This is a genomic window from Mesorhizobium sp. P3_A10 (assembly GCF_056403175.1).
Map to the genome: position 1 here is coordinate 1,221,559 of NZ_JBFUFZ010000002.1, position 24,971 is coordinate 1,246,529.

General features: G+C 62.1%; 19 protein-coding genes and 2 pseudogenes. 8 read left to right on the plus strand and 13 right to left on the minus strand.

The window, feature by feature from the left end; translation table 11 throughout:
- The first annotated feature begins 50 nt into the window (after nucleotides 1–50).
- Together AC1DXU_RS12640 and AC1DXU_RS12645 are read left to right on the plus strand one after the other, a co-directional pair.
- Nucleotides 51–1,091 (plus strand): Gfo/Idh/MocA family protein, encoded by a 1,041-nt coding sequence (locus AC1DXU_RS12640; protein WP_477368787.1) that lies wholly within the window; start codon nucleotides 51–53, stop codon nucleotides 1,089–1,091.
- Nucleotides 1,088–1,873, plus strand: coding sequence for a GntR family transcriptional regulator (locus tag AC1DXU_RS12645; protein ID WP_477368789.1), 786 nt, complete (start codon nucleotides 1,088–1,090; stop codon nucleotides 1,871–1,873). Before AC1DXU_RS12640 ends, AC1DXU_RS12645 begins: the two co-directional genes overlap by 4 nt.
- A gap of 58 nt (nucleotides 1,874–1,931) precedes the next feature.
- On the opposite strand, the gene AC1DXU_RS12650 is transcribed toward AC1DXU_RS12645, so the two are convergent.
- From AC1DXU_RS12650 to AC1DXU_RS12665, 4 genes and pseudogenes are all read right to left on the minus strand, one after another.
- The gene (locus AC1DXU_RS12650; RefSeq protein ID WP_477368791.1) at nucleotides 1,932–4,025 is read right to left on the minus strand and encodes an ABC transporter permease; all 2,094 of its coding nucleotides are present in this window, start codon (nucleotides 4,023–4,025) and stop codon (nucleotides 1,932–1,934) included.
- Nucleotides 4,022–5,076 (minus strand): annotated as a pseudogene (locus AC1DXU_RS12655) (quaternary amine ABC transporter ATP-binding protein). Before AC1DXU_RS12655 ends, AC1DXU_RS12650 begins: the two are co-directional and overlap by 4 nt.
- Before the next feature lie 101 nt (nucleotides 5,077–5,177).
- Nucleotides 5,178–6,113, minus strand: a complete 936-nt coding sequence (locus tag AC1DXU_RS12660) for an ABC transporter substrate-binding protein (protein ID WP_477368793.1) — start codon at nucleotides 6,111–6,113, stop codon at nucleotides 5,178–5,180.
- A gap of 119 nt (nucleotides 6,114–6,232) precedes the next feature.
- Entirely contained in the window at nucleotides 6,233–7,270 is a 1,038-nt protein-coding gene (locus AC1DXU_RS12665) for an alcohol dehydrogenase catalytic domain-containing protein (RefSeq protein WP_477368795.1), read from the minus strand.
- Nucleotides 7,271–7,393: 123 nt separating this feature from the next.
- On the opposite strand from AC1DXU_RS12665, the gene betI reads away from it, so the two are divergent.
- Nucleotides 7,394–8,032, plus strand: a complete 639-nt coding sequence (gene betI / locus AC1DXU_RS12670; protein ID WP_477368797.1) for a transcriptional regulator BetI — start codon at nucleotides 7,394–7,396, stop codon at nucleotides 8,030–8,032.
- A 62-nt stretch (nucleotides 8,033–8,094) separates the two neighbouring features.
- Here the strand turns inward: betI and AC1DXU_RS12675 are convergent, their stop codons facing one another.
- From AC1DXU_RS12675 to AC1DXU_RS12695, 5 genes are read right to left on the minus strand one after another with little or no spacing between them, the layout of a single operon-like run.
- Complete coding sequence (locus tag AC1DXU_RS12675) at nucleotides 8,095–8,922, minus strand: SDR family NAD(P)-dependent oxidoreductase (RefSeq protein WP_477368799.1); 828 nt, start codon at nucleotides 8,920–8,922, stop codon at nucleotides 8,095–8,097.
- 57 nt (nucleotides 8,923–8,979) lie between these two features.
- Nucleotides 8,980–9,750: a glucose 1-dehydrogenase gene (locus tag AC1DXU_RS12680; RefSeq protein ID WP_477368801.1), complete on the minus strand. Its 771-nt coding sequence runs from the start codon at nucleotides 9,748–9,750 to the stop codon at nucleotides 8,980–8,982.
- Between the two features lie 13 nt (nucleotides 9,751–9,763).
- Entirely contained in the window at nucleotides 9,764–10,249 is a 486-nt protein-coding gene (locus AC1DXU_RS12685) for an acetone carboxylase subunit gamma (RefSeq protein WP_477368803.1), read from the minus strand.
- Nucleotides 10,246–12,450 (minus strand): hydantoinase B/oxoprolinase family protein, encoded by a 2,205-nt coding sequence (locus tag AC1DXU_RS12690; RefSeq protein WP_477368805.1) that lies wholly within the window; start codon nucleotides 12,448–12,450, stop codon nucleotides 10,246–10,248. Before AC1DXU_RS12690 ends, AC1DXU_RS12685 begins: the two co-directional genes overlap by 4 nt.
- A 12-nt stretch (nucleotides 12,451–12,462) precedes the next feature.
- Nucleotides 12,463–14,592: a hydantoinase/oxoprolinase family protein gene (locus AC1DXU_RS12695; protein WP_477368960.1), complete on the minus strand. Its 2,130-nt coding sequence runs from the start codon at nucleotides 14,590–14,592 to the stop codon at nucleotides 12,463–12,465.
- Between the two features lie 160 nt (nucleotides 14,593–14,752).
- On the opposite strand from AC1DXU_RS12695, the gene AC1DXU_RS12700 reads away from it, so the two are divergent.
- On the plus strand, nucleotides 14,753–15,523 hold the full coding sequence (locus tag AC1DXU_RS12700; RefSeq protein ID WP_477368807.1) for a helix-turn-helix transcriptional regulator: 771 nt from the start codon (nucleotides 14,753–14,755) through the stop codon (nucleotides 15,521–15,523).
- Nucleotides 15,524–15,582: 59 nt separating this feature from the next.
- Here the strand turns inward: AC1DXU_RS12700 and AC1DXU_RS12705 are convergent, their stop codons facing one another.
- Nucleotides 15,583–15,918, minus strand: coding sequence for a hypothetical protein (locus AC1DXU_RS12705; protein ID WP_477359502.1), 336 nt, complete (start codon nucleotides 15,916–15,918; stop codon nucleotides 15,583–15,585).
- Between the two features lie 348 nt (nucleotides 15,919–16,266).
- The gene (locus AC1DXU_RS12710; RefSeq protein WP_477368809.1) at nucleotides 16,267–16,950 is read right to left on the minus strand and encodes a hypothetical protein; all 684 of its coding nucleotides are present in this window, start codon (nucleotides 16,948–16,950) and stop codon (nucleotides 16,267–16,269) included.
- A 383-nt stretch (nucleotides 16,951–17,333) separates the two neighbouring features.
- Here AC1DXU_RS12710 and AC1DXU_RS12715 point away from each other — a divergent pair, with 383 nt between their 5' ends.
- Nucleotides 17,334–18,521 carry an FkbM family methyltransferase gene (locus AC1DXU_RS12715; protein WP_477368811.1) on the plus strand — a complete coding sequence of 396 codons (1,188 nt, stop codon included), beginning with the start codon at nucleotides 17,334–17,336 and terminating at the stop codon, nucleotides 18,519–18,521.
- A 42-nt stretch (nucleotides 18,522–18,563) separates the two neighbouring features.
- Here AC1DXU_RS12715 and AC1DXU_RS12720 read toward each other — a convergent pair whose 3' ends face one another.
- A complete protein-coding gene (locus tag AC1DXU_RS12720; protein ID WP_477368813.1) occupies nucleotides 18,564–21,371 on the minus strand; it encodes a glycosyltransferase family 25 protein in 2,808 nt (935 codons plus the stop codon).
- Nucleotides 21,372–21,492: 121 nt separating this feature from the next.
- Between AC1DXU_RS12720 and AC1DXU_RS12725 the strand changes: the two genes are divergently transcribed.
- The 3 genes and pseudogenes from AC1DXU_RS12725 to AC1DXU_RS12735 all read left to right on the plus strand — a co-directional run.
- Nucleotides 21,493–21,795, plus strand: a complete 303-nt coding sequence (locus AC1DXU_RS12725) for a hypothetical protein (RefSeq protein WP_477315435.1) — start codon at nucleotides 21,493–21,495, stop codon at nucleotides 21,793–21,795.
- Between the two features lie 552 nt (nucleotides 21,796–22,347).
- Complete coding sequence (locus tag AC1DXU_RS12730; protein WP_477315433.1) at nucleotides 22,348–22,662, plus strand: hypothetical protein; 315 nt, start codon at nucleotides 22,348–22,350, stop codon at nucleotides 22,660–22,662.
- 92 nt (nucleotides 22,663–22,754) lie between these two features.
- Nucleotides 22,755–23,252, plus strand: a pseudogene (locus AC1DXU_RS12735) (DUF4347 domain-containing protein); the annotation flags it as partial.
- Between the two features lie 356 nt (nucleotides 23,253–23,608).
- On the opposite strand, the gene AC1DXU_RS12740 reads toward AC1DXU_RS12735, so the two are convergent.
- The gene (locus AC1DXU_RS12740) at nucleotides 23,609–24,559 is read right to left on the minus strand and encodes a hypothetical protein (RefSeq protein WP_477368968.1); all 951 of its coding nucleotides are present in this window, start codon (nucleotides 24,557–24,559) and stop codon (nucleotides 23,609–23,611) included.
- Between the last annotated feature and the right edge of the window lie 412 nt (nucleotides 24,560–24,971).

Sequence of the window (24,971 nt, forward strand, 5' to 3'; positions counted from 1 at the left end):
GAATGGACTGGGATCAGCTCCACGGGACAGCGATTTGACTGGAGGACTTGATGATTGGCGTTGGAATTCTCGGCTCGGGCTTTATCGCCGAGACCTATGCGGACTCACTGCTCGATGTGCGCAATGCCGAACTCGTAGCTTGCTGCTCGCGCAGTCTTGAGCGCGCCACCGGCTTCGCCAGGAAATGGGGACCCAAAGTCAACGCCTATGCCGACATGGACGCGCTGTGCGCCGACCCGGCGGTCGAGATCGTCGTCATAGCATTGCCCAACGAGATCCATCTCGAAGCGGTCAGGATCGCCGCGAAACACCGCAAGGCCGTCATCTGCACAAAGCCATTGGCGCACACCGGCAAGGAAGCAAAGGAAATCCTCGACATCGTCCAGAGCGCCGGCATCTGGCACGGCTATGCCGAATGCGCCGTGTTTTCCCCCAACATCGCCAAGGCGCACCAGATGATAAAGGCGGGCGGCATCGGCAAGCTCCTCACCATGCGGGCGCGGGAGGCGCATTCGGGCCCGCATGCGCCGCATTTCTGGAATGCCGAACTGGCCGGCGGCGGCGCCTTGCTCGACATGGGTTGTCATACCGTCGAGAGTGCCCGCCACTTCTTCGGCAAGGACAATCTCGTCACCGAGGTGATGGCCTGGGGCGCGACGCTCGTCCACGGCGACAAGACGACAGGTGAGGACACCGCGATCGCCCTGTTGAAATTCGCCGGGGGAGAACTCGCCACCATCGAATCGTCGTGGATCGAAAAGGGCGGCATGCAGCTGCGGCATGAACTGGTCGGCTCGGCCGGCCGGATCGTCACCGACACCTCGGTCGGTCCGGTCTGGGGCTTTATCGAGAACCCGGTGGGTTATCTCGTGGAGAAGGCAGACGCCGAGACCGGCTGGGTGTATCCAGTGCCCGAAGAGACCCGCGCCTATGGTTTTTCGCAGCAGATGCGCCACTTTGTCGACCATTTCGCGGCGGGCACGACGCCGTTGGAAACTTTTGAGGACGGCGTCATCGTCAACCAGATAATTGACGCCTGCTATCGTTCGATGCGAACGGGCATCTGGGAAAAGGTGAAGGCGGACGCATGACCGAGATGGAGGGCTCCCCGCTGCAGTCCGATGGCCCCGAACCGCTGTGGCGGCAGGCCGCGGACGCGATCATGCATGAGATCACCAGCGGCAAGCTTGCCTCCGGCGCAAGGCTGCCGGCCGAGCGCGACCTGTTCACACGCATGTCGATCAGCAGGGTGACCTTGCGCCGGGCCCTGCAAAGCCTTGTCGAGGAAGGCGTGCTGACCCCGTCTCACGGGCGCGGCTGGTACGTGTCCGCCAAGGTGCCGAAGGAATTTCCCAACACGCTGGAATCGTTCAGCGAGACAGCCAGGCGTCTTGGCCTGGCGCCCTCCTCCGACGTGCTGCGCGCGGCAGAGGCGCCCGCCACGCTGGACGAGGCCGAGGAGCTGTCGATCGCGCCCGGCGCGAGCCTGTTCCATCTGGAGCGTATCCGGCGGCTCGACCAGGTTCCGGTCGCCGTCGACACTTCGTTTTTCGCCACCGGTCTCGGGCCCGACGTCAGTCAGGTCGACTTTCGAACGGCGTCTCTGTTCGGCCTCCTGATCGGCGCCGGCATCGATCTGGCCCGTGCCGAGACCACGATCGAGGCGCATGGCGCCGATCCGGTGCTGGCGCGGCACCTCGACATGGAGGTCGGCAAATCGGTCCTGGTGATGCGCCAGCTCATCGTCGATACGTCCGGCCGTCCGCTGCTGTCCTCGACGATCCGCTACGCAGGCGATCGCTATCGCCTGCGTACGTCGTTCTCGCGCACCGGCAAGACCGCTGCCGTCCGTGTGCCGTTGAACCGCGAGTAGCGGAGAGCCGACAGGCTGGGCTGTTGCCCCGTCTCCCTGGCGGGCTGGTGATCAAGCATCACAGATCCGTTGTCCGCCCCGCCACCGCTGCTTGCACCAGGCGATCGGTGAGAATGGCCAGGAAGGCGATCGACAGACCGGCGATCAGGCCCATGCCGGCATCGGCCTTGCCCAGCGCGACATAGACCGCCTGTCCGAGATCGCGCGTGCCGACCAACGCCGCAATGGCCAGCATCGACAGGGCCGCCATGATGGTCTGGTTGAGGCCAAGCATGACCACCGGCAGCGCCAGCGGCAGCTTGGCCTGAAACAGCGTTTGCGCCGGCGTCGCGCCCATCTGTTCGACCGCCTCGACGACATCGGCCCGGACGTGACGCAAGCCATGCTCGACATAGCGGATGGGCGGCACAATGGCGTAGAGCATGATGGCGATCAGCGCGGTGAACTCGCCGACCTTGAAGAACATCAGCGCCGGGATCAGAAAGACGAATTGCGGCACGGTCTGCAACGCATCGCAGACCGGCTTCAGGGCGCGCGATACGCGCTCGCTGTGCGCGGCCCAGACGCCGAGAGCCCCGCCGATCAGCAGGCAGAGCAGCACCGCCAGCGTGCAAAGATAAAGCGACTGGACCAGCTGCGCCCACAATCCGTTGACCAGGATCAGGAGAAAGCCGGCCATCGCAAACAGGGCGAGCCGCACACCGGCGACCTGCCAGGCGAGGAGGGCAATGCCTGAGATGAAGGCCGGCCAGGGAAAGCCGAGAAAGCCGGTGTAGAGGAGGATGCCGGCGACAAGCACGGCCAGCGCCGGCCGCCAACCGAAACAACGCATCAGCAGGGCTGAAGCCGACAGGACGGCCGCGGCATAGGCGGTGTTTGCCAGCGGCGAGAGCATAAAACCCCAGATGGCGGGAACGGCGGCGCCCGAAATGCCGATCCTCAGCGGCAGCAGCAGGCAATAGAGCACGCTGTTGCGCAGGCCGTCGAAAAACCAGGCGTAGTCGCGCACTAGCCCGAGCAGCCATTGGTTGACCGCGCCCATCTGGGTGCGCAGTCCGGTGCTGGGCAGCAGCGTGTCATCCGGCCAGAAGAAACGAATGGCGATCGCCAGGCCGGCCGCCAGAGCCATGACCACCAGCAGTCGGTGCCACGTCATCCATCGCATGGCTGCTGTCGGCCCGGTCGGCCGCTCCCTGGCAAAGCCGATGGTCAGGCGGTCGATGAGAATGGCCAACAGCGCAATGACCAGACCCGACAGGATGCTCTGGCCGAACTCGGCCTTGCGCATCGAGGACAGCACCTCCCAGCCAATGTCCTCGAAGCCGCCGATGATGGCGGCGACGATCACCATCGACAGCGCCGCCATCGTGGTCTGGTTGAAACCGACCAGGATCTGCGGCAGCGCCGTCGGCACTTCGACATGCCAGAACTGCTGGCGGCGCGTGCAGCCGCTCATCAGGCCGGCCTCGCTGACGGCGGCGGGTACGCGATCGAGGCCGAGCATGGTGTTGCGCACCATCGGCGGCGTTGCATAGATGGCGCTGGCGATGAGCCCGACCACCGGCCCGAAGCCGAACAGCAAAAGCAGCGGGATGAGATAGGCGAAGGCCGGCACGGTCTGCATCAGGTCGAGTGCGCCCATGAGCAGCGGGCGAAGGCGCGGGCTGACATAGCCGAGCACGCCAAGCGCAAAGCCAAGCACGGTGGAGATGGGTACGGCGAGCAGCACCAGCGACAGCGTGCTCATGCTCTGCGGCCAATAGCCGGCGAGCAGAATGTAGATCAGCGCCAGCAGCGCAAAGACCGCCAGCCTGATGCCGCTCGATTTCAACGCCAGCGCCGCCACCGCCAGCATCACCGCCGGCCAGGGCAACCAGACCAGAACCAGGCGAGCGCCGCGCATCGGCGCTTCGAGCATGGCGGAGAGAGCGCGGAACGCGGGCTGGACGACGGTCACCACGGCATCGGTGACAATGTTGACGCCTGCTGCCAGCGGCAGCGTCCACTCCTTGGGAAACGTCACCAGCCAGGGAAAGGCCGCCTTCAGTACAAGGCAAAGCGCGGTCAGCGCAAGGAAGCCGCACCAGGGTAAAAGGGCCGGTTCGATCGCGACCCTCGGCGCGGATCGGAATGTCGCTGCCGGCGCCGTCATGGCCGGGTCCGGCGGGCCTGTTCCCGCTCCAGCACGGCGAGGACGGAACCGGCCGTCAGCAATGATGGCGGGCTGGCGCCGTCGCCGGGCACGGTGAAAGCGCGGACACCCGACGCCAGGCGTGGAATAAGCTCCTCCAGGCTGGTGCCGGCAGCGACGCTCTCCTCGGGCATCGCTGATCCGTTGGCCGGCGCCGCGAGATCGCCGGCCTTGATGACGCGCAAGAGCGGCATGTCCTCGGTGAACTGCGCGACATAATCGTCGGCGGGGTTGAGCACGATGTCGGCCGGGCGGCCGATCTGGACGATCTTGCCGGCGCGCATGATGGCGAGCCGGTCGGCCAGCCGGCGGCCATGTCATGGGTGATGAAGATGATGGTCTTCTTCAGCATGCGTTGCAGGCGCAGGAATTCGTCCTGCATCTGCCGGCGGATGAGCGGGTCGAGCGCGGAGAACGGTTCGTCGAGGAACCACAGTTCCGGCCCGACAGCGAGCGAGCGGGCAATGCCGACGCGCTGCTGCTGGCCGCCTGAGAGCTGATGCGGAAAGGAGGCTTCGCGGCCCTCGAGACCGACCAGCGCAATCATCTCGCGGGCGCGAACCTCGCGTTCCCGCAGCGGCTTGCCCTGAATCTTGAGGGGAAACGCCACATTGTCGAGGACGCTGAGATGCGGCAGCAAGCCAAAATTCTGGAACACCATGCCCATGGCATGGCGGCGAAGCTCGATCAGCTCCTTGCCGGTGGCCTTGAGCAGGTCCTGCCCGTCGAGCAGGATCTCGCCGGCACTCGGTTCGACCAGTCTGGACAGGCAGCGCACCAGCGTCGACTTGCCGGAGCCGGACAGGCCCATGATGACGAAGATTTCGCCGGCCGCGACCTTGAAGCTGGCATCGACGACGGCCGGCAGATGCGCTTCCAAGCGCAGCCGCTCGGCCAGCGCGTCGGGCTCGATGATGTAGCCGCGCGAGTCGAAATAATAGGCGGGACGCCGCCCGTAGACCTTCCACACATTGCGGCAGGTCAGTTTGATTGGCGGGGCGGCGATGTTCATGACGTCAAGCCCTCACGCAGCGCTGGCCCCGCTTCGCACCGATGCGAAGCCGGGTTGGCAAATCGACCATCATTCGAGTGGCGAGACACGGGCCGCGTCTATCACTTGGCCGCGTCGACCCAGGGCTTCCAGACCGCCTCGTTCTTGTCGACCCATTCCTTGACGACAGCGTCGAGATCCTTGCCGTCCTTGTCGACGGCCAGCATCATCTTCTGCTGTTCGGTGGCGTCCATCTTGAACGCCTTGAGGAAGGCAAGTGCTGACGGCCATTTGGCGCCGAAACCGGACCAGACGATCTTGTCGACATCGGGCGGCGTGATGCAGTGCTCGTTGCTCTGCTCCTTGCAAGGCGGCATGGTGATCCAGCCGACCTCGTTTTCCGCCAGCGCGTAGTGCGGGCCCCAGAACATCATCACCAGCGGCGACTTCGCCGCCTCGGAGGCTTCGAGTTCGGCGACAAGCGCGCCCTCGGAGCCGGCCGGCACGGCGGTGTATTGCATCGCATTGTCGGCAAGGATGGTCGCGGCGCGCGAACCCCAGTCGGCGGGATAATCGAGGAAGCGGCCATTGGGCGCGGTCTCGGGCGTCGACAGCGCCTGGATGCATTCAGGCTTGTTCAGCGCGGTCCAGTCCGGCAGGCCCGGGCAGACTGTTTCCATGAATTTCGGATAGATCCAGCCTTCCTGGGTTTTCAGGTCGAGCTTGCCAATGTCCTCGATCTTCTTTTCGGCCAGCACCTTGGGATAGATGTCGCCGACATTGTTCAGCCAGATCTCGACCGAGGCGCTGAGCGAGCCGTCGGCCAGGCCGGAAAACTGCGGGAAGTTGCCCGCGGTGACATACTCGACCTTGTAGCCGATCTTTTCCAGCAACTGGCCGGCAATGTGGGTGGAGACATGGGCGCCGGTCCATTCCAGCATGGCGAGCTTGATCGGCTCGTCCTTGGCGCCCAGTTCGGCGCTTTGCACCGGCACCGAGGCGGCAAGCACCAGCGCCAGCCCGATGCCGGCGTTTCTCATTCTGATTGAATTCGGCATGATCGTCCCCTGTTTTGGAATGTTATCGTTTGACCTGAATTCGGCATCGCTGCGGCCAAGCCACCACTGCTGTGTTTTCCCGCGCCAACTCCCATAGGCGCGGGAAGACGGTCTGCTGGCTATCCTGAAAAGTCTATGACGAAGCGTCCTTTCGACTGCCCTTGTTCGAGTGCTATCAGTGCGTCGGACACCCCCTCCAGCTTGATCGCCTCGACAATGGTTTCGAAGGGTTGTGCCGCGTGCATGGCGATCAGTTCGCGCATCTCCTGCCTGGTGCCGACGCTGGTGCCGGTGACAACGACGCCGGTGGCCGTCAGCCATTCCTGAATGAGCGGCACGGGTTCGAACACCATGGCGGCGGCGATTATCCTGCCGCGCGGGCGAATGCCCGCGACCATCGCGTCCCACGTCGCGGTCGTCGGCGCGAAGTTGATGCAGGCGTGCTGCTTCTCGCTCTTCGCCGCGAGCCGTGCCGGCAAATCCCCGTCTGCGACTTCGGTCTCAGTCGCGCCATAGCGCCGGGCGATTTCCAGCTTCGCCGGGTCGCGATCGACCGCCAGCACCCTGACGCCGAGACGACTGGCGATCTGCACCGCGTAGAGACCAAGCCCGCCACATCCGAAGATGGCGCAGCTGTCCCCTGCCTTCAGCCCGGCGCGCTTCACCGCGCCATAGGCGGTGATGCCGGCGCACATCACCGGCGCGGTGGTCATGGGGTCGATATTCGAAGGCAGGACGACCGCAAATCTGGCGTCGCAGGCGACATATTCGGCAAATGCGCCGGGGACGTTCAATCCATGCGCGCGATGCTGCTGGCAGAACGATTCGTAGCCATCCAGGCATTCGTCGCAATGGCAGCAGGTGTCGTGGATCCAGGGAACGCCGGCGAGATCGCCGACCGACCAGCCGCTCACCCCGTCGCCGATCGCCTCGACGCAACCGATGCCTTCGTGACCCATGACAAATGGGGCGGGAGCGCGCGGCGGCACGCTCTCGCCGCGCCAGATGTGCACGTCGGTGTGGCAGACGCCGCAGGACTGCAATCGCACCAATATCTGGCCGGGGCCGGCAATTGGACGCGGTACGCTCGTGACATCGAGCGGCTTGCCATATCCGGTCAGCACCGCGGCACGCATGGTGGATGTGTTCAACGTCATCGGCACTCTCGTCCGCAGGCGCTTGGCATCTGTCTTGTGCTGACAGCCTAGACCTGTCGAAATTATGTGACAATAGAAAAATTTGTTAGAGCGTACAAAAAATAGGTCGGGTATAAGAATCGCATGGCGACGAAGGCAAGAAAGCAAAAGACCCGGATCGAGGATATCAGGCGCATCGAGCTGATCGAGGCGGCGCATCGCATCTTTCTGCGCGACGGGCTGAAGGGGTTGACGACGATCCGCATCTGCCACGAGGCCGGGATGTCGCAAGGCATCTTGACCTATTATTTCAAGGACAAGGATGAGGTCCTGTTCGAGATGGTGCGGTTTGCCAACCGCCTCCTCATGGATGCGGTGGTGGTCAATCTTCGTCAGGCGGTGACGCGGTGGGATCGCTTGATGGCGATCGTCGACGGCAATTTTCCGGAAGAGAAATTTGAGCGCAACACGGCCAATGCCTGGATCTCCTTCTACGCGGAAGCGGCGCACAACCCCCGCTATGCCGGGCTGCAACAACTGTTCTACAAGCGGCTGCGGTCGAACATAGGCTCGGCGCTTTCGCCGCTGCGGTCGAAAAGCGAAATCGACCATTTTGTGCGTGGCTTTGCCGCCATGCTCGACGGATTCTGGCTGCGGCGCGGTCACTCCGACGATGACATCTCTTGCCTGGAGGCAAGAGCGCTGCTCGTCGAATATTCGGAAAACATGCTCGGCGCGGAGATGGCAGCGAAGCTGAAGACGCTGCAGCTGAAGGCGGCCTGACCGTCGCAGCGGATCGATCGCCGAAGCTGGCGCCACCCGAGCGCTCCTTGCCGGCCTGGGCGTTACCATAGCGCTCCGCCGGTGATCTGGATGTTTTCCATGGTAATGCCCTTGGCCAGATCCGAGCACAGGAAGACGGCGAGTGCCGCAATCTCCTGCGGCTGCAGCATGCGCTGCTGCGGATTGCCCCTGGCGATCTCGGCCATGGCTTCCTCTGCCGTGCGCCCCTTGCCCTCGCGCTCGACGACCTGCGCCACATTGCGGCGCATCAGTTCGGTCTCGACCCAAGTCGGGCTGATCATGACGCAGGTTACGCCATGTGCCGCCCCCTCCAGCGCCACGCAACGGGTCAGGCCCAGCAGCCCGGCCTTGGAGGCGCAGTAGGCCGGGTTGTCCTTCCAGCCGACGCTAGCCGCCGTCGAGCCGATGTTGACGATGCGGCCCCAGCCGCGCCCGATCATGCCGGGCAACACGGCGCGGGTGACGCGGAACGCACCAGTGAGATTGGTGTCGACGATCTTGTCCCACAGCGCGTCGGAATGACCACAGACCGGCTGCTCGGCGGTGGTGCCGGCGGCGTTGACCAATATGTCGGCGGGGCCGATGGCGGCTTCCGCGTCCGCCGCGAACCGGTTGGTCACCTCGCTGTCGCGGACATCGAGATGAGCCGCATGGACCCAGGTGCCATGGGCCGACAAGGCCGAGCGCACGCGCTCAATCTCATCGGCGCCGGGATAGTAGGCGGCATCGGATTTATCAGTGCCGGCGCGCGCAATATAGGAGCCGACGGCGACATTGGCGCCGGCCTGTGCCAGAGCTGTCGCAATGGCAAAGCCCATGCCCGAGAAGCCGCCGGTGACGATCGCGCTGCGGCCGGAAAGGTTTGTCATCAGGCATGGTCTCCGGAAGTTTCGATGCGGGCGGCCAGGCCCGAAAGGGTTTGAGATTCACACGGCAAGATAACCTCCATCGACGACCATTTCGGAGCCGGTGACGAATTTCGATTCATCGGAAGCGAGGTAGAGCACCATGTAGGCGATGTCGTTGGGTTCGCCGAGGAAGCCGATGGGATGGCGGGCCAACGCCCTCGCCTTTTCCTGCTCCAGCAGCCCAAGATCGCGCAGATAATTTTCGGTCTGCGGCGTCCAGATGTAGCCGGGATGGATGGAGTTGCAGCGGATGCCGTAGCGCTTTACGGCGCAGTGCACCGCGACCGCCTTAGTCAGCGTGCGCACGCCGCCATTTGAGGCGCAGTAGGCGGCAAGGTCGGCCTCGCCGATGATGCCGTCGATCGAGGACAAATTGATGATCGAGCCGCCGCCCGATTGCTTCATCAGGGCGATGCCTTGCTGGCAACCGAAGAAGACGCCATCGAGATTGACGGCCATGGTGCGTCGCCATTCCTCCAGCGATGTGTCCTCGATGTTTTTGGCGATGGCGATGCCGGCATTGTTGACCAGCACATCGAGCCGTCCGAATTTTTGCTCCACCGCCGCCAGCACCGGCGGCCAGTCTTCGGGGTTCGAAACATCGTGGCGAAGTGAGAAGCTTTCGCCTCCAGCGCGAGCAATCAGGTCAGCCGTCTCGCGGGCGGCCACTTCATCGATATCGCTGACGACAACCCTGGCGCCCTCGCCCGCAAGCACCAACGCAGCTGCCCGTCCGAGGCCCATTCCGGCCCCGGTGACGAGCGCTACCTTGCCTGCGACGCGGTTCACAAGATCAAAATCCTTAAAGTGGTTTGCCCAGCCATTCGCGATAGAAGCCTTCGAGGTCGGGTTCGAAATCATGCACGATCGGATAGCCCGGTGCCGCTGCCTCTACCTCGTGCAGCGTTCCGCACTCCGGGCAGATGAATTCGCGGATTTCCATCCATTCGGGATCGGGCAGATCGCTGTTGGGATAGATCTCGCGCAGCGCCTCTTCGGTGTTGCGCACATTGATCGAGGCCTTGAGCTTCCAGTTCTTGCGGTAGTCGCCGAAGGAATGACCGCATTCGCAGCGGGTGATGCGCTCATCGCCGCTCTGGCAGATGAACAGGTGATCGCTCACCGGCAGCAGGATGGGATCCTTCCAGGCGACGCGATCCTGATAGACGGCGACCATCTTGAAGAAGCGATCGTCGTCCTTGTAGGCGCTCATGATGCGCCGCGTCTGCGGCCAGGGCAGCTGGCCAGCGGCCAGATCGCGGATGACTTCCTTGCTGTACGAGGTCATGGCTTTGCTCCCGGCATGAAGATCGATCTGGCGTCGACGTTCCAGAACTCACTGAATTCCCTGGTGAAGCGCGACGACAACTTGATCGCGCTGGCATACATTTTCTTCACCTCGGGGGCGAAGTCGGCCTTTTCGACGCGGCCGCGCTCGGCGGCAATCCAGTCCGTGACGGGGATCGCCTTGGCCAGACGCTGCTTGCGCATGGCGGCACGGCGTTCGACCGTCGCGTCGATATCGGCAACGGGATAGCCATCGGCGTCGTCCCTCAGCACGATGCCGAAAACCTGGTCCGCCGCTTCGCGGGTGAGGAAGCCGTTCTCGACATCCCACGCCGTCTTGATCGGATCGCGCTCCAGCACATCGCCATAACCGCCACCGCCATTGTAGGAATGGCTGAAGATATCGCCGGACTTGTGCGGCGATGTGATGTAGGGGCCCTCGACCACGACATGGTCGCCGCCGATGTTCTTCTCGTAATCCGAAAGATGTGGGTCGATGCCGGGCGCATGCGCCAGCGGCTCGCCCCTGGCCGCCAGTTCATGGATGTTGGAATTGCGCACCGCGCGATGCTTCTGGCAGGTCGGCGCCGGATAGCCGCCGCACATGCCGCCATTGTCGAACACGCGCGAGGAGTGCTCCGAGGTGTGGAGCCTGAGATGCGAGGTCTTGTTGATCAGCCAGGTCGAGACGAACGAGCAGCCGCCGCGATATTTGCCGGCGCCGCCTGAGTTGGGCACGATCGAGCGGCCGATATAGACCATCGGCATCGACTGTTCCCAGACCTCGATGTTGCCCATGTCGGATTCGGGATTCCAGCCCACATAGGCGGTGTCGAGACCGTCCTTGATGGCGAGCGCGCCGGAGCCGGCGGCGGCGCATTCGAAATGCGCCATACCGAACGGCGTGCCGTACTGGCTTTCGCCGCCCATCTCGATCATCGGGCTGTTGACTTGGCCGACAAAGGCTTCTTCGACGAAGCCGCGCGCCACGAAGCTGCGCGACAAGAGCCGCTGGAAGACGCCGTAGGCCGGCAGCAGCAGGGCCCATGACGTCGCGGTGGCCACCATCTCGTTGTCGGGGTTGGTCCAGGTGCCGTGCGGCAGTTTCAGCTCGGTTGCCATCCAGGCGCCGTCATTGACCAGCCCTTCGAAATTCATGTGCTGGGTCAAGGTGACGAACATGCCGCCATCCATGCCGGCCGGCGTGCAGTTCATCGAATGGTAGCCCCAGGGCTGCGTGCCCTCGAAGTCCATGGTGATCTTGCCGTCGGTGGTGATCTCCATCTCGATCGGGATGTTGTAGAGCCAGTCAGGATCGCCGAGCAGCTGGAAGCCTGGCTTTCCCGCGGTGACGTGGCCATAGAAGGTGTGGCCGCGATAGATGCCGGGCACGGTGAGCTGGCGGGTACGGGCAAGCTGCGCGCGACGGCCTTCCTCGATGAACTCCTTCGACACCTTCATCCAATAGTCGAGGCCGATCTCGGAAATCAGCTGCTTGACGCTTTCGCGCATGTCGATGCAGGAGGCGACCTTGGCCTTCTCGTCCAGCACCCAGTAGATCGGCATGCGCAGATTGCGCTCGCAGCGGATGACGTAGTCGCGGCGGATCTCATCATTCTCGCCGATCTTCTCGGCGCAGACGAACAGGCCTTCGGTGAAGCGCTCCTGCGCCAGGCAGACGTCGCCGCCAGGCGTGATGCCACCGGCTTCCAGCTCGTGGCAGACCGCGCCCGCCCAACCGACCAGCGTGCCTTCATGGAAGATCGGCACCACGTCCATGACGTCGGGCACCTGCACGGTGCCGATGAAGGCATCGTTGTTGGCGAAGATATCGCCCTCGCGGATCTTCGGGTTTTCCTCATAGTTGTTCTTGATCATCCATTTGATGAAGCGGCTCATCGTATGGACATGCACCATGATACCGTTGGACAGCGCGATGGCGTCGCCCTCGGGGGTGTAGATGGCGACCACCATCTCGCCGACCTCGCGCACGCCGGGCGAGGCCGAGATGCGGCGAGCCATTTCGCGTGCAGAGACGCAATAGGCGCGCAGCTTGGTGTGCAGCGTCTCGAATTTCAGCGGATCCTGGTTGCGCAGTGTGAGTTCCGTGATGCCGTCATAGCAGCCGGTCTCTTCCATCAGCCGCTCGGAATCGAGCAGTCTTTCGCGAAGGCGCAGGGCCGAAGCAGGTTTGTCCAACATGGCGGTGCCCTCTCAAGCGTGGGTGTAGTGCAGCAGCGTCCATTCATCGACATGGACGCGGTCCTGCGGATGAACGACGAGCGTGGTGGCGGGATGTTCGATGATGGCCGGGCCGATCACTTCATGGCCAGGCTGCAGCAGATCCATTTCGTAGAGATCGGCCTTGTGCCAGCGCCCAGCGATATAGGCGTCGCGCACACCTTTGTGGGCGGCTGCCGGATGCGACTTGCCGAGCGGCCGCTTGAGCAGCACCGGCTTGACCTTGTCGGCAGTGGCGATCAGCCCGAGCTCGGTGATGGTGAAGCCCGCCTCGCCATAGCGCGACACGCGATGGTTGACCTTGGCGTAGACCGCCTCGAACTCGTCCAAAACCTTGCGCATGTCGTCGGCCGAATTGACCTCGGCGAGCGGCGCCATGACTTCGACGTCCTCGAGCTGGCCGGTGTAGCGCATCATCAGGAACGGCACGGTCCTGATTTTTTCGCCCGCATGGCCGTCGGCGATCATCTCGTCGACCGCGGCCTTGGTCAGGTCGTTCCAGACCGTGGTGACCTTGGCGCCGAAAGCGGCGAGCGTCGCCTCGTCGGCGCGCGATGGGATGTCGTGCTGCGTCGACACCGAATGGCGGCGCATGAAATCGGCCGTGGTGCAGCCGAAGGCGGAGAAGGCGGCAGCGAACTGGAAGGTGATGATATCCTTGAAGCCGATGCCTCTGGAGCAACCCGCCAGATGCAGCGGACCAGAGCCGCCATAGGACAGCAGCGTGAATTCCGAGGGGTGGATGCCCTGGCCGGAGATGACGCGACGTAGTGCGTTGTTGGCATCGGACTCCAGCATATCGATCATGCCTTCGGCGGCTTCCTCGACGCCGACGCCAAGGATTCTGGAGCACTTTTCCTCGAACGCCTTGCGTGCCTTCTCGACCTGCAGCACGACCTTGCCGCCGAGGAAATAATGCGGGTTGAGGCGGCCGAGAATGGCATCGCAATCGGCGATGGTGGGTTCGGTGCCGCCGCGATCGAAACAGATCGGGCCGGGGTCGGAGCCGGCGCTTTCCGGCCCGAGCGAGACTTTCTTGGTCAGCGGATCGACCTTGAGGATCATGCCGGCGCCGGCGCCGATGGTGTCGAGATGCAGCGTCGGCACGTTGAGCTTGAAACGGTCCATCAGCGGCTCGTTCTCGATCCGCGTCTGGCCACGGGTGATGACGCCCATGTCGAAGGAGGTTCCGCCCATATCCGAACAGATCAGCGAGTCGTTGCCGATCAGCTTGCCGACATAGGCCGCGCCCAGAATGCCGCCGATCGGGCCGGAGATCATGGTTTCGTGCAGGCGCGGATGATTGATCGAGGTCAGGCCGCCGAAGGAGAGCAAAGTCTGCACGCCATATTTGAAGCCGTATTTCTTCGAGACGTCCTCGATGCCTTTGAGCTGCTTGCGACCGCGCGACGTCGCGTAGGCCTCGATCAGCACCGAATTCAGCCGCGACTGCTCGCGGATGACAGGGCGCACTTCATGGCTGGTGTAGACGATGATGTCGGCGCCGGCCTTCTCGACCTCGGCGCGGCAGATCTCGGCGATGCGCTTCTCGTGCACCGGATTGACGTGCGAGAAGATGGTCATGATGCAGATCGCTTCGACCTTGTCGGCGATCAGCTTTTTCGCGGCAATGGAAACCTCATGCTCGTAGAGCGGCAGCACAATGTCGCCGAACTGGTCGATGCGCTCGGTGACGCCATGGGTGCGGCGGCGCGGCACCAGCGGATCGGGATGGTGGTGGGTGACGGCGTGCAGCCGGTCGGCATAGGAATAGTCGGCCCAGGCCTGCAGCCCACGGCCCATCAGGATCATGTCCTCGAGACCCTTGGTGGTGATCAGGCCGAGCCGGCGGCCGGTGCGCGACAACAGTGTGTTGAGCATGCCGGTGCCGGAATAAAGCACGACATTGACGCCGGAGAAGAGCTGCTCCAGCGAGATGCCCCAGGCATCGGCCGCGTCTTCAGCCGAGGCCAGAAAGCCCTCGGCTTCGTTCTTCGGCGTGGTCGCCGACTTGCCGATCTTGAAGTGGCCGTCCTGATCGACAAGGATCGTGTCGGTCATGGTGCCGCCGGCGTCGATACCGATGACGATGGGATTGCCAATGATCGGCGGATTGCCAACGATGGGGCCGGTGAGGTTGGGTTGGGTCACGGTCGCCTCGGGATGTGGTCTAGGATGACGCAAGGCTAGTTTGGACAGGCCGCCTCGCGCCATATGCCTAAAGACACAATGACGGTTGGGCCGGGATCGCCGAGAAAAGGGCATGCGCATGGGCAATATCTGGGCGCCGCTCGCCAAGGCGATCGCCGCCACCGGCACGGACAGGCATGTCGACTGCCTGATCGATCTGATCGGCGCCGATATCGCGCACGACCTCGTCACCGTGACGCGCTACTCGGCGACGCAGACGCCGGAATTCGTCAAGCACCGGCGCTTTTCGGACGAGATGGTGCAGCGTTATCTCGCCAGTTACTACGTCTTCGACCCGTTCTATGCCTCGTGGCGGCGCGAGCGCAGGCTCGGCATCATGCCGCTGAAGCGGCTTGCCGACGACGCCGCCAAGCGCGGCCAGTACATTGCCGGCTTCCTGGCGCAATCTGAAATCTGCGACGAGGTCGGCATCATGCTCGCCGATGGCGGCGACTGGTGCCTCGGCATCTTCCTCGACCGCTCGACCAATTCGTTCAAGGACAGCGAAATCGCCCAACTGGAGGACCGGCTGCCGGTGTTCGAAGCGCTGCATGCGCTCGACATTACCGCGCGCGGCGCGGACTTTTCCCGGACATCGGCACCGACCGGCCCCGGCGCCTCGCCGCGTCAGGAGCCCTCCATCCCGGCCAGCCTGTGGCCCGAACTCTCGCAGCGGGAGCGCGAACTGGTGCAGCTCATCCTGGCCGGACACCCGACCGCGAACATCGCCGAGCGGCTCGGCATCACCGTTGGCACCGTCAAGAACCATCGCCGCCGCATCTACGAGAAGCTCGACATCACCACCGAGCGGGAACTGTTCTTGCAGTTCTTCCAGCACCGGTAATCTGCGAGCTGACACGCTGCTTCGGAATTGGCCGGAGCGCCACCCAGATGCGTCTTTGATTATTGCTTGACGAACGTGCCCGTGTAGGTCTGGCCGGCAAGCGCGACGGTTGCGGCCAGGGTTCCGTCGGACAGCATCACAAAGCTGAGGTCCGCGCCGTTCGGGAGGCGCCCAAGCTTCAACGTGGTCCCAATAATTCTTCCCGCGCCGGCGGCCTCCCCCGGGAAGTTGTCGGCTAGATTTCCCCACGCATAGGTGACCGTCACCTTTCCATTGGAGGCAATCGTCTGAACAGCAAGTTTGGCTTCATACATCCCTTCCAATCGTCCGGCCCATAGGCCCGAAAAGGCAGCGTATTTTGCTGGAATGCCCTTGCCAGGGGGAGTGATCGTCACGGATTGATCCATGATTGCCGAACCGGAAGAAACAGCGGCAGGACCCAAGGCAGGTTGGGAAGGAGTGGGACCAGGTCCTAGCGCAGGTTCGACAGCGGCGGGTTGCTGCGTTTCAGGGGCAGTTTGGCACGCGACCAGGGCAAGGGCCGAGAGGCCAAGCATTGCGTTGCATAGTGGGTGTGCCATTTTCTGGTGCCCCCGGCACTTCTTTGACTCTGAGCGCAGGCCTACCTTATCACTCGTTTTCACAGACTGTGTCCAGGCAAGTATGGCGATAGGACCGATCGATTTTCTCCTCGCAGGCCGGCATCGATCCCTTAGCGGCAGTGCGAAAAATACCGTCACCGTCTAGCCGATGATGCGCAACAGTTCGCGCAGCCGGACCGGCAGCCGGGGCGAGGCTTGCAGTTCGACACAACTCGCCTCCCATAGCTTCAGATACTCGGCGATCGGTATACCTGTGCGGCCGGGCCAACGGTTGAGTGCGCCGAGAGCTTCGATGCAGTCGGGCGCGCGGTCGTATTCGGCGAGGATGGTCACTGACATTGCTTGAGCGAATGGATTGAGGGCGGGCATTTCGATCTCGCCGCGGTGGTCGGCGAACCACGCAGCGGCGTCGCGCGTGAGCCCCTGGCTTTCAGCGAGCGCCGCATAGCGATCGATGATGTCCTGGCGGTACCGGGCGATGGCATCGCCGAAGGCGTTGTCGCCGGCGAAGGGTGGGGCCTCCTTCCAGCTTTTCGCCAGACGCCCGAGCCCGCGCAGCGAGTGGGCCTCCACCATGGCTTCCTCGACCCATTGGCAAGGGGGCGCCGGCTTGGCGTCCGGCTGCCAGCTGTTGCAGAGCACATGGCCGAGCTCATGGCCGAACTGGTAGGCGAGCTTCGACCAGTCACGCTCACCAATATCCACGATGATCCAGGCCATGCTGCTGCCGTCCGGATGCAGCCAGATGGCCGGCGTGCCGGAAGTGTGCTCGTCGACACGCAGCCTCGTCGGCTGGCGGTCGGAGAGCAGGCGCACGCCGTCCAAGCATGCATCCCGCATCCGCTCCACCACCTGAACGGCAGCGCCCTCCAGCATGCGCCCCCAGTTGCCGGCAAGCTCGATGGGCGCGGTGAGGAGGGTTGGTGATGGGCCGGTCGGGGAAGGCGGGGGAGACATGGCGGCGTAGGCTGTGCTCCAACTGCCCAAGCGTGTCAACGCTACCGGTGCCAGGCTGCCGGCCGCTGAACCCGCAAGCAATGTCAGGAAGTCTCGTCGCTGCAACTTCGGACCTCGATGTCACGACTTCCGCCTAATGTTGTCCTGAAGGCGAAAAATAGGAACTCCCAGCTTGTTCTGTTATCGGCCGAGGTCTAAGTCGTAGGCCAGCTTGGAAGTTGAACTACTCGGAAGCGGCTAGGGACGTGAGGGTGGGCGAGGCGATCTTTTCCAAAACATATGTTGGAGATGCGTTATCAAGCTGGCAGGTCGTCCACGAGCTGTCGACCCATATCGTTGGCGGAGCCTTGGTCGTTTGCGATAGTGACCGCCGCGACTGGCATCTTCTACGGCTTCACGATTCAGCTTTTCTGTTTCGAATGGTTCGTATGAGGTGCCTTCTCAGATTCTTCCCCACGACCACCACAAACTTCTACATCCACCATTATGGTTCTTTGGATGTCGCGGAAATTGCGTTCGACGGCACCATAGTAAACAGGGGTATCAGCCACAACATTTCGATCAATGCTCATCCAGATGGCGCGATCGAGGTCGATGTGAGCTTTTTGAGCTGCCATGGGTCTCTCTCAATAGGCTGCTCCGACAATGGTCGTCCCGTCTACGCCGGCACTGGTCTCGAACAGTTTGCACTCTTGAGCGTTCTGGTTGAAACGTTTGATGCCTATCCCGAATTGTCTCGCACGCCGGCGGAGGAGCGGATCACCCTCGTCGATGTTGGCGGCCAAGGAGGGTTGCAACTCAAGTGGATGCTGCGAGCCGACCATATTACGCCCGTCGTGTTCGAACCCTTGTCGTCGGAAGCGACGGTGATACGCCAAACTCTTGGCCGGATTCCGGGCGCGCAAGTGGTGGAAAAGGCACTGGCAAACACTTCTGGCTCCCAAAAGCTGTATATTACCGCCGGATCTTACTGCTCATCCCTGCGAGAGCCGAACTTTGAGATATTGCAGCACTACTCGGTAGGCCGTGTCTTCAAAGTTGTCAGTATGCAAGAGGTCGAGTGTGTCCGATTTGACGAATTGTTCCGCGCAGGCGCGGTTCCGTCACCGGATGTTGTAAAAATAGACGTCCAAGGTCTTGAATACGAAGTTCTGCTTGGTTTCGGCCACCTTCTGGAATGCTGTCTGGCTATCGAACTGGAAACGCATGTTGTTCCAATATATCGAGGACAAAAGCTGATTGGTGACATAGTCGACATTCTGGGCGATTTCGGTTTCGCCCTGCGCCAACTTAATCAAGTGCCGCACTTCGATGGCGATGCAGTCGAGTTTGACGCGCTCTTTACCAAGAGGCGCGATAAGGTTGCCGTTCTTTCTGACCTGGCAAAGCGAAAATTTGCTATAGTCAGTCAAGTGTTGGGAGTTCCTCCTTACCAGTGAGGCCGTGGTAGAGCGACGGTCACCAGGGATCGAGATAGAGTACTAGTTCCCGGCTGACCTCTGATCCGTCGCCACTCGATCTGAAGGTTGCTCGTCGTCCAGAATGACGAGTGGTGGCATGCAAAGGAAAGCTTGCATCGAGCCATACGCCGCACACATCGCGCAGTCGATACCCGTGTCGTCAAGGACAACGGCAGTTCCAGGAAATGGGATAAGTCTCCTTTGTAGCGGTAGACATTTTTCCAGAAGTATCCGCGCACCTCTTGGTGTGACCGTGTAGGCCTGAAGCCCAAATGAATGCTCTACCTTGATGAGGGACCTGGAGAATTTCTCGGACTGAAACAAGGCAGTTCTATTGGTATATCGGCGATCGTAGAAATCCAGCTTGGCCTTCGTGAAACCGAAATCCAACCAAACAAAAGATGGGTCAAATATCCAGCCCCACTGTATTATATCCCAATCCGCTGGTGCTTGAGACAAAATATTAGCGGATTCCTCCATGAATCGAAACGATGATCGAACATCGTCTTCAAAAATGGTCATTGTCTTGTTCTCTGAAGCCGACAGCTTCCACAAGTTGATATGCGATAGAGCGCATCCCAACGTGCCCGGGGGATACGGACAATCAATGGTAATCAGCCCTTCCTTGATGAGCGCCTCCCTGTCGAGAGAAGTGCCGTCAACGGCCGATACGCGAACCGTATTGTGCAATAGATGCCAGTTGTTGCTTTGATACCTGCTCCAGCGCTCGACGCTGCGGTCGAGGTTTATCAGGTGAATTTTCGGCGAACCCGTTGGCTCGACAGGCCGGGCTGGCATCGTCCCGGAAACAGAGGGCGGGGCGGCGGTGAATGCGGGGGTATCGCCCGCACCACGCAACAGCCCTCGAGCCCGCTCGATCCCGTCACTCACATGGTATTGGCCGTCGCCAAAGGTGATGTAGCCGTAGACTTGTCGGTTATCCATATACTGGACAACGCCGGCCTTCCTGGCGCTGTCGGCAAAGATGACGTACTCGTACCGAGATGTGGCGTCCTCATATGTCAGTTCGATCAGCACATCGGCGCGGACTAGATAGGTGCAGTGCACGAGCGGCATCTCGATAATGCCGCGCACGTGGCGGTTGAGCACCCATCCATATTGATCGCACTGCTTATAATAGCCGTTCGCATCGATCTCGGCGTGGTAGTTCGAATAGTATTGGCCGGGCGAGATGGAGCGAAGCAGGGGGGCGACGATTGGCAAGTCGAGCGCCACAAGTTCTCGCAGCGTGGCCGGCCGCACGAAATTGTCGACGTCGACCACGAAATAGAAGTCGCAATGGTGCTCGAGAGTTTTCCGCAAACTTATGTTGCGGATTCGTCCGAGCACCCTGAAACGCGTCTCGTTCCATTCGTGCTCGCCAAACTGCTCGACCCGATCGGCTACGTCCGAGGCGTCGATTTCGACCGCCGCATAGAGGTGGCCCACACGCTCCACCCATTCGCGCAAGATGTGCTCGGTCCTGTCGGTGTTGTTGTTTGTCCTGATGTACAGGACGATCGACGCCTTCGGGTAGTCGAGCGCCTCGATGCACTCGAGGTAAAGCGGCAGTGCCGGCTCCTTCTGCTTTGCCAGGATTGCGACAAGGATGCGTGGCGCGCCCTTCATGCGCGACCGCAACGAACGCCGCCGGACAAGCTTGTGCTGATCGATCAAGCTCTCGGTCCCGAACGTCCCAAGTTTCGGCGGCTCATAGACCGGAATCTTGTCGGTGGCGAAACGCGCATTGGCTACCACACGCTTCGCCATTTCCGCCGGCAATTTTTCGCTGGCGAGCAATTTCAGACAGGCGTCGAGCGATTCCCGGTAAGCGCCTGTCCAGTAGGCGTTGACAGCAAACTCGTCGAGCAGTCCGTAATCGTAGACCCAGGGCTGTATGAAAAGTCCGGCGGGTTGGGCAAGGTCGAGCCCTCGACGCGCAAATTCCGTTCCTTCCGCATTCCGGCCCTGGTTGCGGCAGTAGAGGCTCGCGGCGTGAAGAGCCTCCGCGCGGGCGGGAACGACCTGCGCCGCACGCTCGAAGACGGCAACGACCTCGTCAAATGGCCGTCCCATCGCTGCCATGAGGTTGCCCGCCTCGAGCAGGCTGACATAGATCTCCTCGTCCCAAAAACCCAGCTCGGCACGCCTCAGATAGTTCGCCAGTGATTTTTCACGTTCACCGGAATCCCTGTAGCTCTGCGCCAAATAGAAGGTGTATCGCGAGACAAGGAAGGGGTCGATCTCCGTGGCGAGCGCATTTTCAAGAACCGCCGCGTCGTCCTGGTACTTTCGCGGGTTTTGACTGCGTGCTCCGCCACGCCCCGTCGCCACGCGAAAACCCTTGGCGGTCTCGCGTGTGAGATGGCCGGGAGGGGCTTCGAGATATTCGTGCAACACGCCCTTGAAGGAGAACGGCAGCCGGTTGCGGCAGATCTGCGGCCGATAAAACGAAATGCCGCCATGGGACACCTCGACGTCGTATAGATCGTGGTCCATCTTCGACTTGAACGCGTTCGGATCGAAGCCGGCGTCCTGGACCACGACGTCGTCGGCGTCGATGATCATGGCGTAGTCGACGGTCTCGACTTCACGCAGCCGTTCAAGGGCAAAGGTCCGGTTGTACGCGAAGTCCCGCCAGGGCTCGTCGATGACTGCGCCGTTGACATTGTGCGTGGTCAGGAAGGTACGGATGAGGTCCTGCGTGCCGTCCTCGGAACCCGTGTCGATGACGAGCACATAGTCAACGATAGGAAGCGCGCTGGCGAGGCATTGCAGGATGACCTTTGCCTCGTTCTTGACGATCATGCACAGGCCGATGGTGCTCATGCTAATCCCTTGACGGAGCGGCGTTCGTTATGCGTTGCGCGAAATTGTTGAAGGGGAACTCATGCGTCTTTGTCCGGCCTTTATACCTCATGCACATTACCCCGCCGCCTTGGCCATTTGCATGACCTCTGTTGCAAAGATCGGTCGTCCCTTCCCAGTCAAGCGCTATCTCAACCCATCCATTGTTAGCCAGCACTTTCCGTGGCAGCAAGGTCTCGCGGTCACCTTGGACGAAGGGGTGCGAACAACCCTTCCAATCGGGTCAATCGCTCACGCAAAAACCCCGCCGCGATATCAAGGTTTCGTTACCAACGAAGGTGGAGCATCTTTAAGCCCCGGATTTTTCGATGCATTTGGCCGCACGCACGCCATCTCGATGTTTGCCAAGGTAGTTAGTCTTGGTTGGGCAGTTAACAAATTGTAAACAGGTTATTTACAAGTTGCTAATTTTATAATTTACTAATGTCTTATGTGTCTGGGAGGGTAGCCGTGGACCGGGCCGAAGGCCCGTCGGTCCGCGCAGTCTGCGAAGCCAGGAGAGTATCCAGGAGCAAGCCACTTCGTGCGTGAGGGCGCAGAGAGTGTCTGGTGGCGTGCAAAGAAGACGTCGTACTTCCTTGAACTCAAGGCCGGCGTTTTCCCAACCTGATGTTCCCTCGCAAGTAGTCGATTCCCTCGAAAGTTGCGTGTTGGGAGTTGGCTGTGGTTGGGGTGATACCAAGTACGAAACGACGCGCCCGCGACGCGGGCATCCGCTTCGATCAACCTCTCAATTATCCGCAACTGGCCGCCAGCAGGGATTACCCGGCGATTGATGGGTATTCCTCGGCGCCTTGTGGACCACTGCGCGCCTGCGGACGCCGCACTCACCTCAGCGAGCGCTTGCGCTTGGCGGCGATTGAAACCAGCGATTGAAACCTAAACGTACGAACCAAGAGAAGCTGCGGCACGGCCGCCGGCGACCAAGGAGAACATGATGAGCTTCACGGCAGGATTTGCGGTTATGGAAGTCACCGTTCGGGGCGTCTTGCCGATCGGCGACACGATCGAAAATGTAAATTATTTCATTCTGGACACGGCCAAGAGCGCGATTGTCGGTCAGGTCGTTCTTCCCAGGGCCGTCAAGCGGAGCATCGCTGTCGCTCTCACCGTCAAGGTGCCAAGCACCGCCGGCTCACTTGCCATTGGGACGTTTGACGATGGCGGGAATTTCCAGTTCGCCAGCTTCCTTCGCGTAGAGACCCCTGCCGTAGAACGTCCCGACGGCGCCGTCGGGTCGTCCGGACGATGACGGCCCCCAAGCTCCTTAGTCCGCAGCGCTCGTCGGCCAGGCCGGTGGGCGGTTTCCCCGTGAATTGAATTCGAAGCCAACAGGAGCCAGTCATGGCCCGCGCCTCTGAAATTCTTTTTGTCGATCCTTCGGTTTCCGACCTCCAGACTGTTCTCGGCAACGTGCGACCCGAGGTTCAAGCGATTGTGCTCGACGGCCGCCGGCCGGCGGCGCGGCAGATCGCTGCCGCGCTCGCAGGGCACCAAGGCCTTGATGCGGTGCACGTCATCGCACACGGCGCGTCTGGCCGGGTCAGCTTCACTGCCGGAGAGTGGTCACCAGTCACATTGAAGGAAGAGGCTGAGGATCTTGCCGCAATCGGCCGGGCGCTTGCCGCGGACGGCGAGTTGCGGCTGTGGAGCTGCGAAACGGCATCGGGGAATGCTGGCGAGACCTTCGTTGCGGCGCTGGAAGAGGCCGTCGGCGCGGACGTCTGCGCATCGCGGTCGCTGGTTGGCGCAGCCACCCTGGGCGGCGCCTGGGAACTGTCCGCACGCGTGAACGCGTCCACGCCCCTGCCGCCACTGACCTCGAACGGGGTGGCAAGTTACGCCGGGGTGCTTGTAGCAGGTGATCTGACGCTCTCGGGGTTTACAGATTCAGGTAGCAGCAAAAGCATTAACACTTACTATCTTATTGACACAAAAAATACCCCAACTCTTGATGACGATACAATCGTTGGAACTTTTGTTCTTAATTCTTCAGCCAATAGCGTGGCGCCAAAATTTGCAATAACAATAACTGTTCCGGATATTACTCATACGTATCTTATATATGATTCAGGGTTCCGCCAATACGGCACGCTTGATCCTATCGACATTGACCCCGTCACTCCGGGTATCCAACCGGGTTATTTTTTTGGCACTACGACCATCAATAACGTCGGCGCCCCGGGCAACGACGGCAATCACTTCGACGGTGGCCAACTAGTGCTCACGAGTGCTGGCACCGGGGGCGCTACAGGCCCCGCAGGTGCGACTGGCGCTACTGGCGCCACCGGGGCTACTGGTGCGGGTGCGACCGGTGCAACGGGCGCGACCGGCGCCACCGGATCTACGGGCTCAACCGGATCGACCGGATCTACGGGCTCAACCGGATCGACCGGATCGACGGGCTCGACTGGAGCAACCGGCTCGACCGGAGCGACCGGTGATACCGGCGCAACTGGCTCGACAGGTGCGACCGGCTCGACTGGTTCGACCGGAGCGACAGGTTCGACGGGCTCGACTGGAGCAACCGGCTCGACCGGAGCCACAGGTGCAACCGGTGATACCGGAGCAACCGGCTCGACTGGATCGACGGGTTCGACTGGAGCAACTGGCTCGACCGGATCGACGGGTTCGACCGGAGCGACAGGTTCGACCGGCTCGACCGGATCGACGGGCTCGACCGGTGCGACAGGCTCGACCGGAGCCACAGGTGCAACCGGTGATACCGGAGCAACCGGCTCGACTGGATCGACGGGTTCGACTGGAGCAACTGGCTCGACCGGATCGACGGGTTCGACCGGAGCGACAGGTTCGACCGGATCGACGGGCTCGACCGGTGCGACAGGCTCGACCGGATCGACGGGCTCGACTGGAGCAACTGGCTCAACTGGCGCCACCGGCTCGACCGGAGCAACAGGCTCGACCGGCGCCACCGGCTCGACGGGTGCAACCGGCTCGACCGGAGCAACTGGTTCGACGGGTGCCACCGGCTCAACCGGTGCCACAGGCTCGACCGGAGCAACTGGCTCTACTGGTGCGACTGGCTCGACCGGAGCAACTGGCTCGACCGGATCGACGGGTTCGACCGGAGCGACAGGTTCGACCGGATCGACGGGCTCGACCGGAGCGACTGGCTCGACGGGTGCCACTGGCTCGACGGGTGCAACCGGCTCGACCGGAGCAACTGGCTCGACGGGTGCAACCGGCTCGACCGGAGCAACTGGCTCGACTGGAGCAACTGGCTCGACTGGAGCAACTGGCTCGACGGGTGCAACCGGCTCGACCGGTGCAACTGGCTCGACCGGTGCAACAGGTCATACCGGCGCAACCGGCTCGACTGGCTCGACCGGTGCGACCGGAGCAACTGGCTCGACTGGAGCAACTGGCTCGACGGGTGCAACGGGATCGACGGGTGCGACCGGCTCGACCGGTGCGACTGGCTCGACCGGAGCAACTGGCTCGACCGGAGCAACTGGCTCGACGGGTGCGACCGGCTCGACCGGTGCGACTGGCTCGACCGGAGCAACAGGTCATACCGGCGCAACCGGCTCGACTGGTGCG

Bases quoted from the DNA above. Each gene is read 5' to 3' on its own strand.
- AC1DXU_RS12640 (WP_477368787.1), top strand. From the start codon at position 51: ATGATTGGCGTTGGAATTCTCGGCTCGGGCTTTATCGCCGAGACCTAT.
- AC1DXU_RS12645 (WP_477368789.1), top strand. From the start codon at position 1,088: ATGACCGAGATGGAGGGCTCCCCGCTGCAGTCCGATGGCCCCGAACCG.
- AC1DXU_RS12650 (WP_477368791.1), bottom strand. From the start codon at position 4,025: ATGACGGCGCCGGCAGCGACATTCCGATCCGCGCCGAGGGTCGCGATC.
- AC1DXU_RS12660 (WP_477368793.1), bottom strand. From the start codon at position 6,113: ATGCCGAATTCAATCAGAATGAGAAACGCCGGCATCGGGCTGGCGCTG.
- AC1DXU_RS12665 (WP_477368795.1), bottom strand. From the start codon at position 7,270: ATGACGTTGAACACATCCACCATGCGTGCCGCGGTGCTGACCGGATAT.
- betI (WP_477368797.1), top strand. From the start codon at position 7,394: ATGGCGACGAAGGCAAGAAAGCAAAAGACCCGGATCGAGGATATCAGG.
- AC1DXU_RS12675 (WP_477368799.1), bottom strand. From the start codon at position 8,922: ATGACAAACCTTTCCGGCCGCAGCGCGATCGTCACCGGCGGCTTCTCG.
- AC1DXU_RS12685 (WP_477368803.1), bottom strand. From the start codon at position 10,249: ATGACCTCGTACAGCAAGGAAGTCATCCGCGATCTGGCCGCTGGCCAG.
- AC1DXU_RS12690 (WP_477368805.1), bottom strand. From the start codon at position 12,450: ATGTTGGACAAACCTGCTTCGGCCCTGCGCCTTCGCGAAAGACTGCTC.
- AC1DXU_RS12700 (WP_477368807.1), top strand. From the start codon at position 14,753: ATGCGCATGGGCAATATCTGGGCGCCGCTCGCCAAGGCGATCGCCGCC.
- AC1DXU_RS12720 (WP_477368813.1), bottom strand. From the start codon at position 21,371: ATGAGCACCATCGGCCTGTGCATGATCGTCAAGAACGAGGCAAAGGTC.
- AC1DXU_RS12725 (WP_477315435.1), top strand. From the start codon at position 21,493: ATGACCTCTGTTGCAAAGATCGGTCGTCCCTTCCCAGTCAAGCGCTAT.
- AC1DXU_RS12730 (WP_477315433.1), top strand. From the start codon at position 22,348: ATGAGCTTCACGGCAGGATTTGCGGTTATGGAAGTCACCGTTCGGGGC.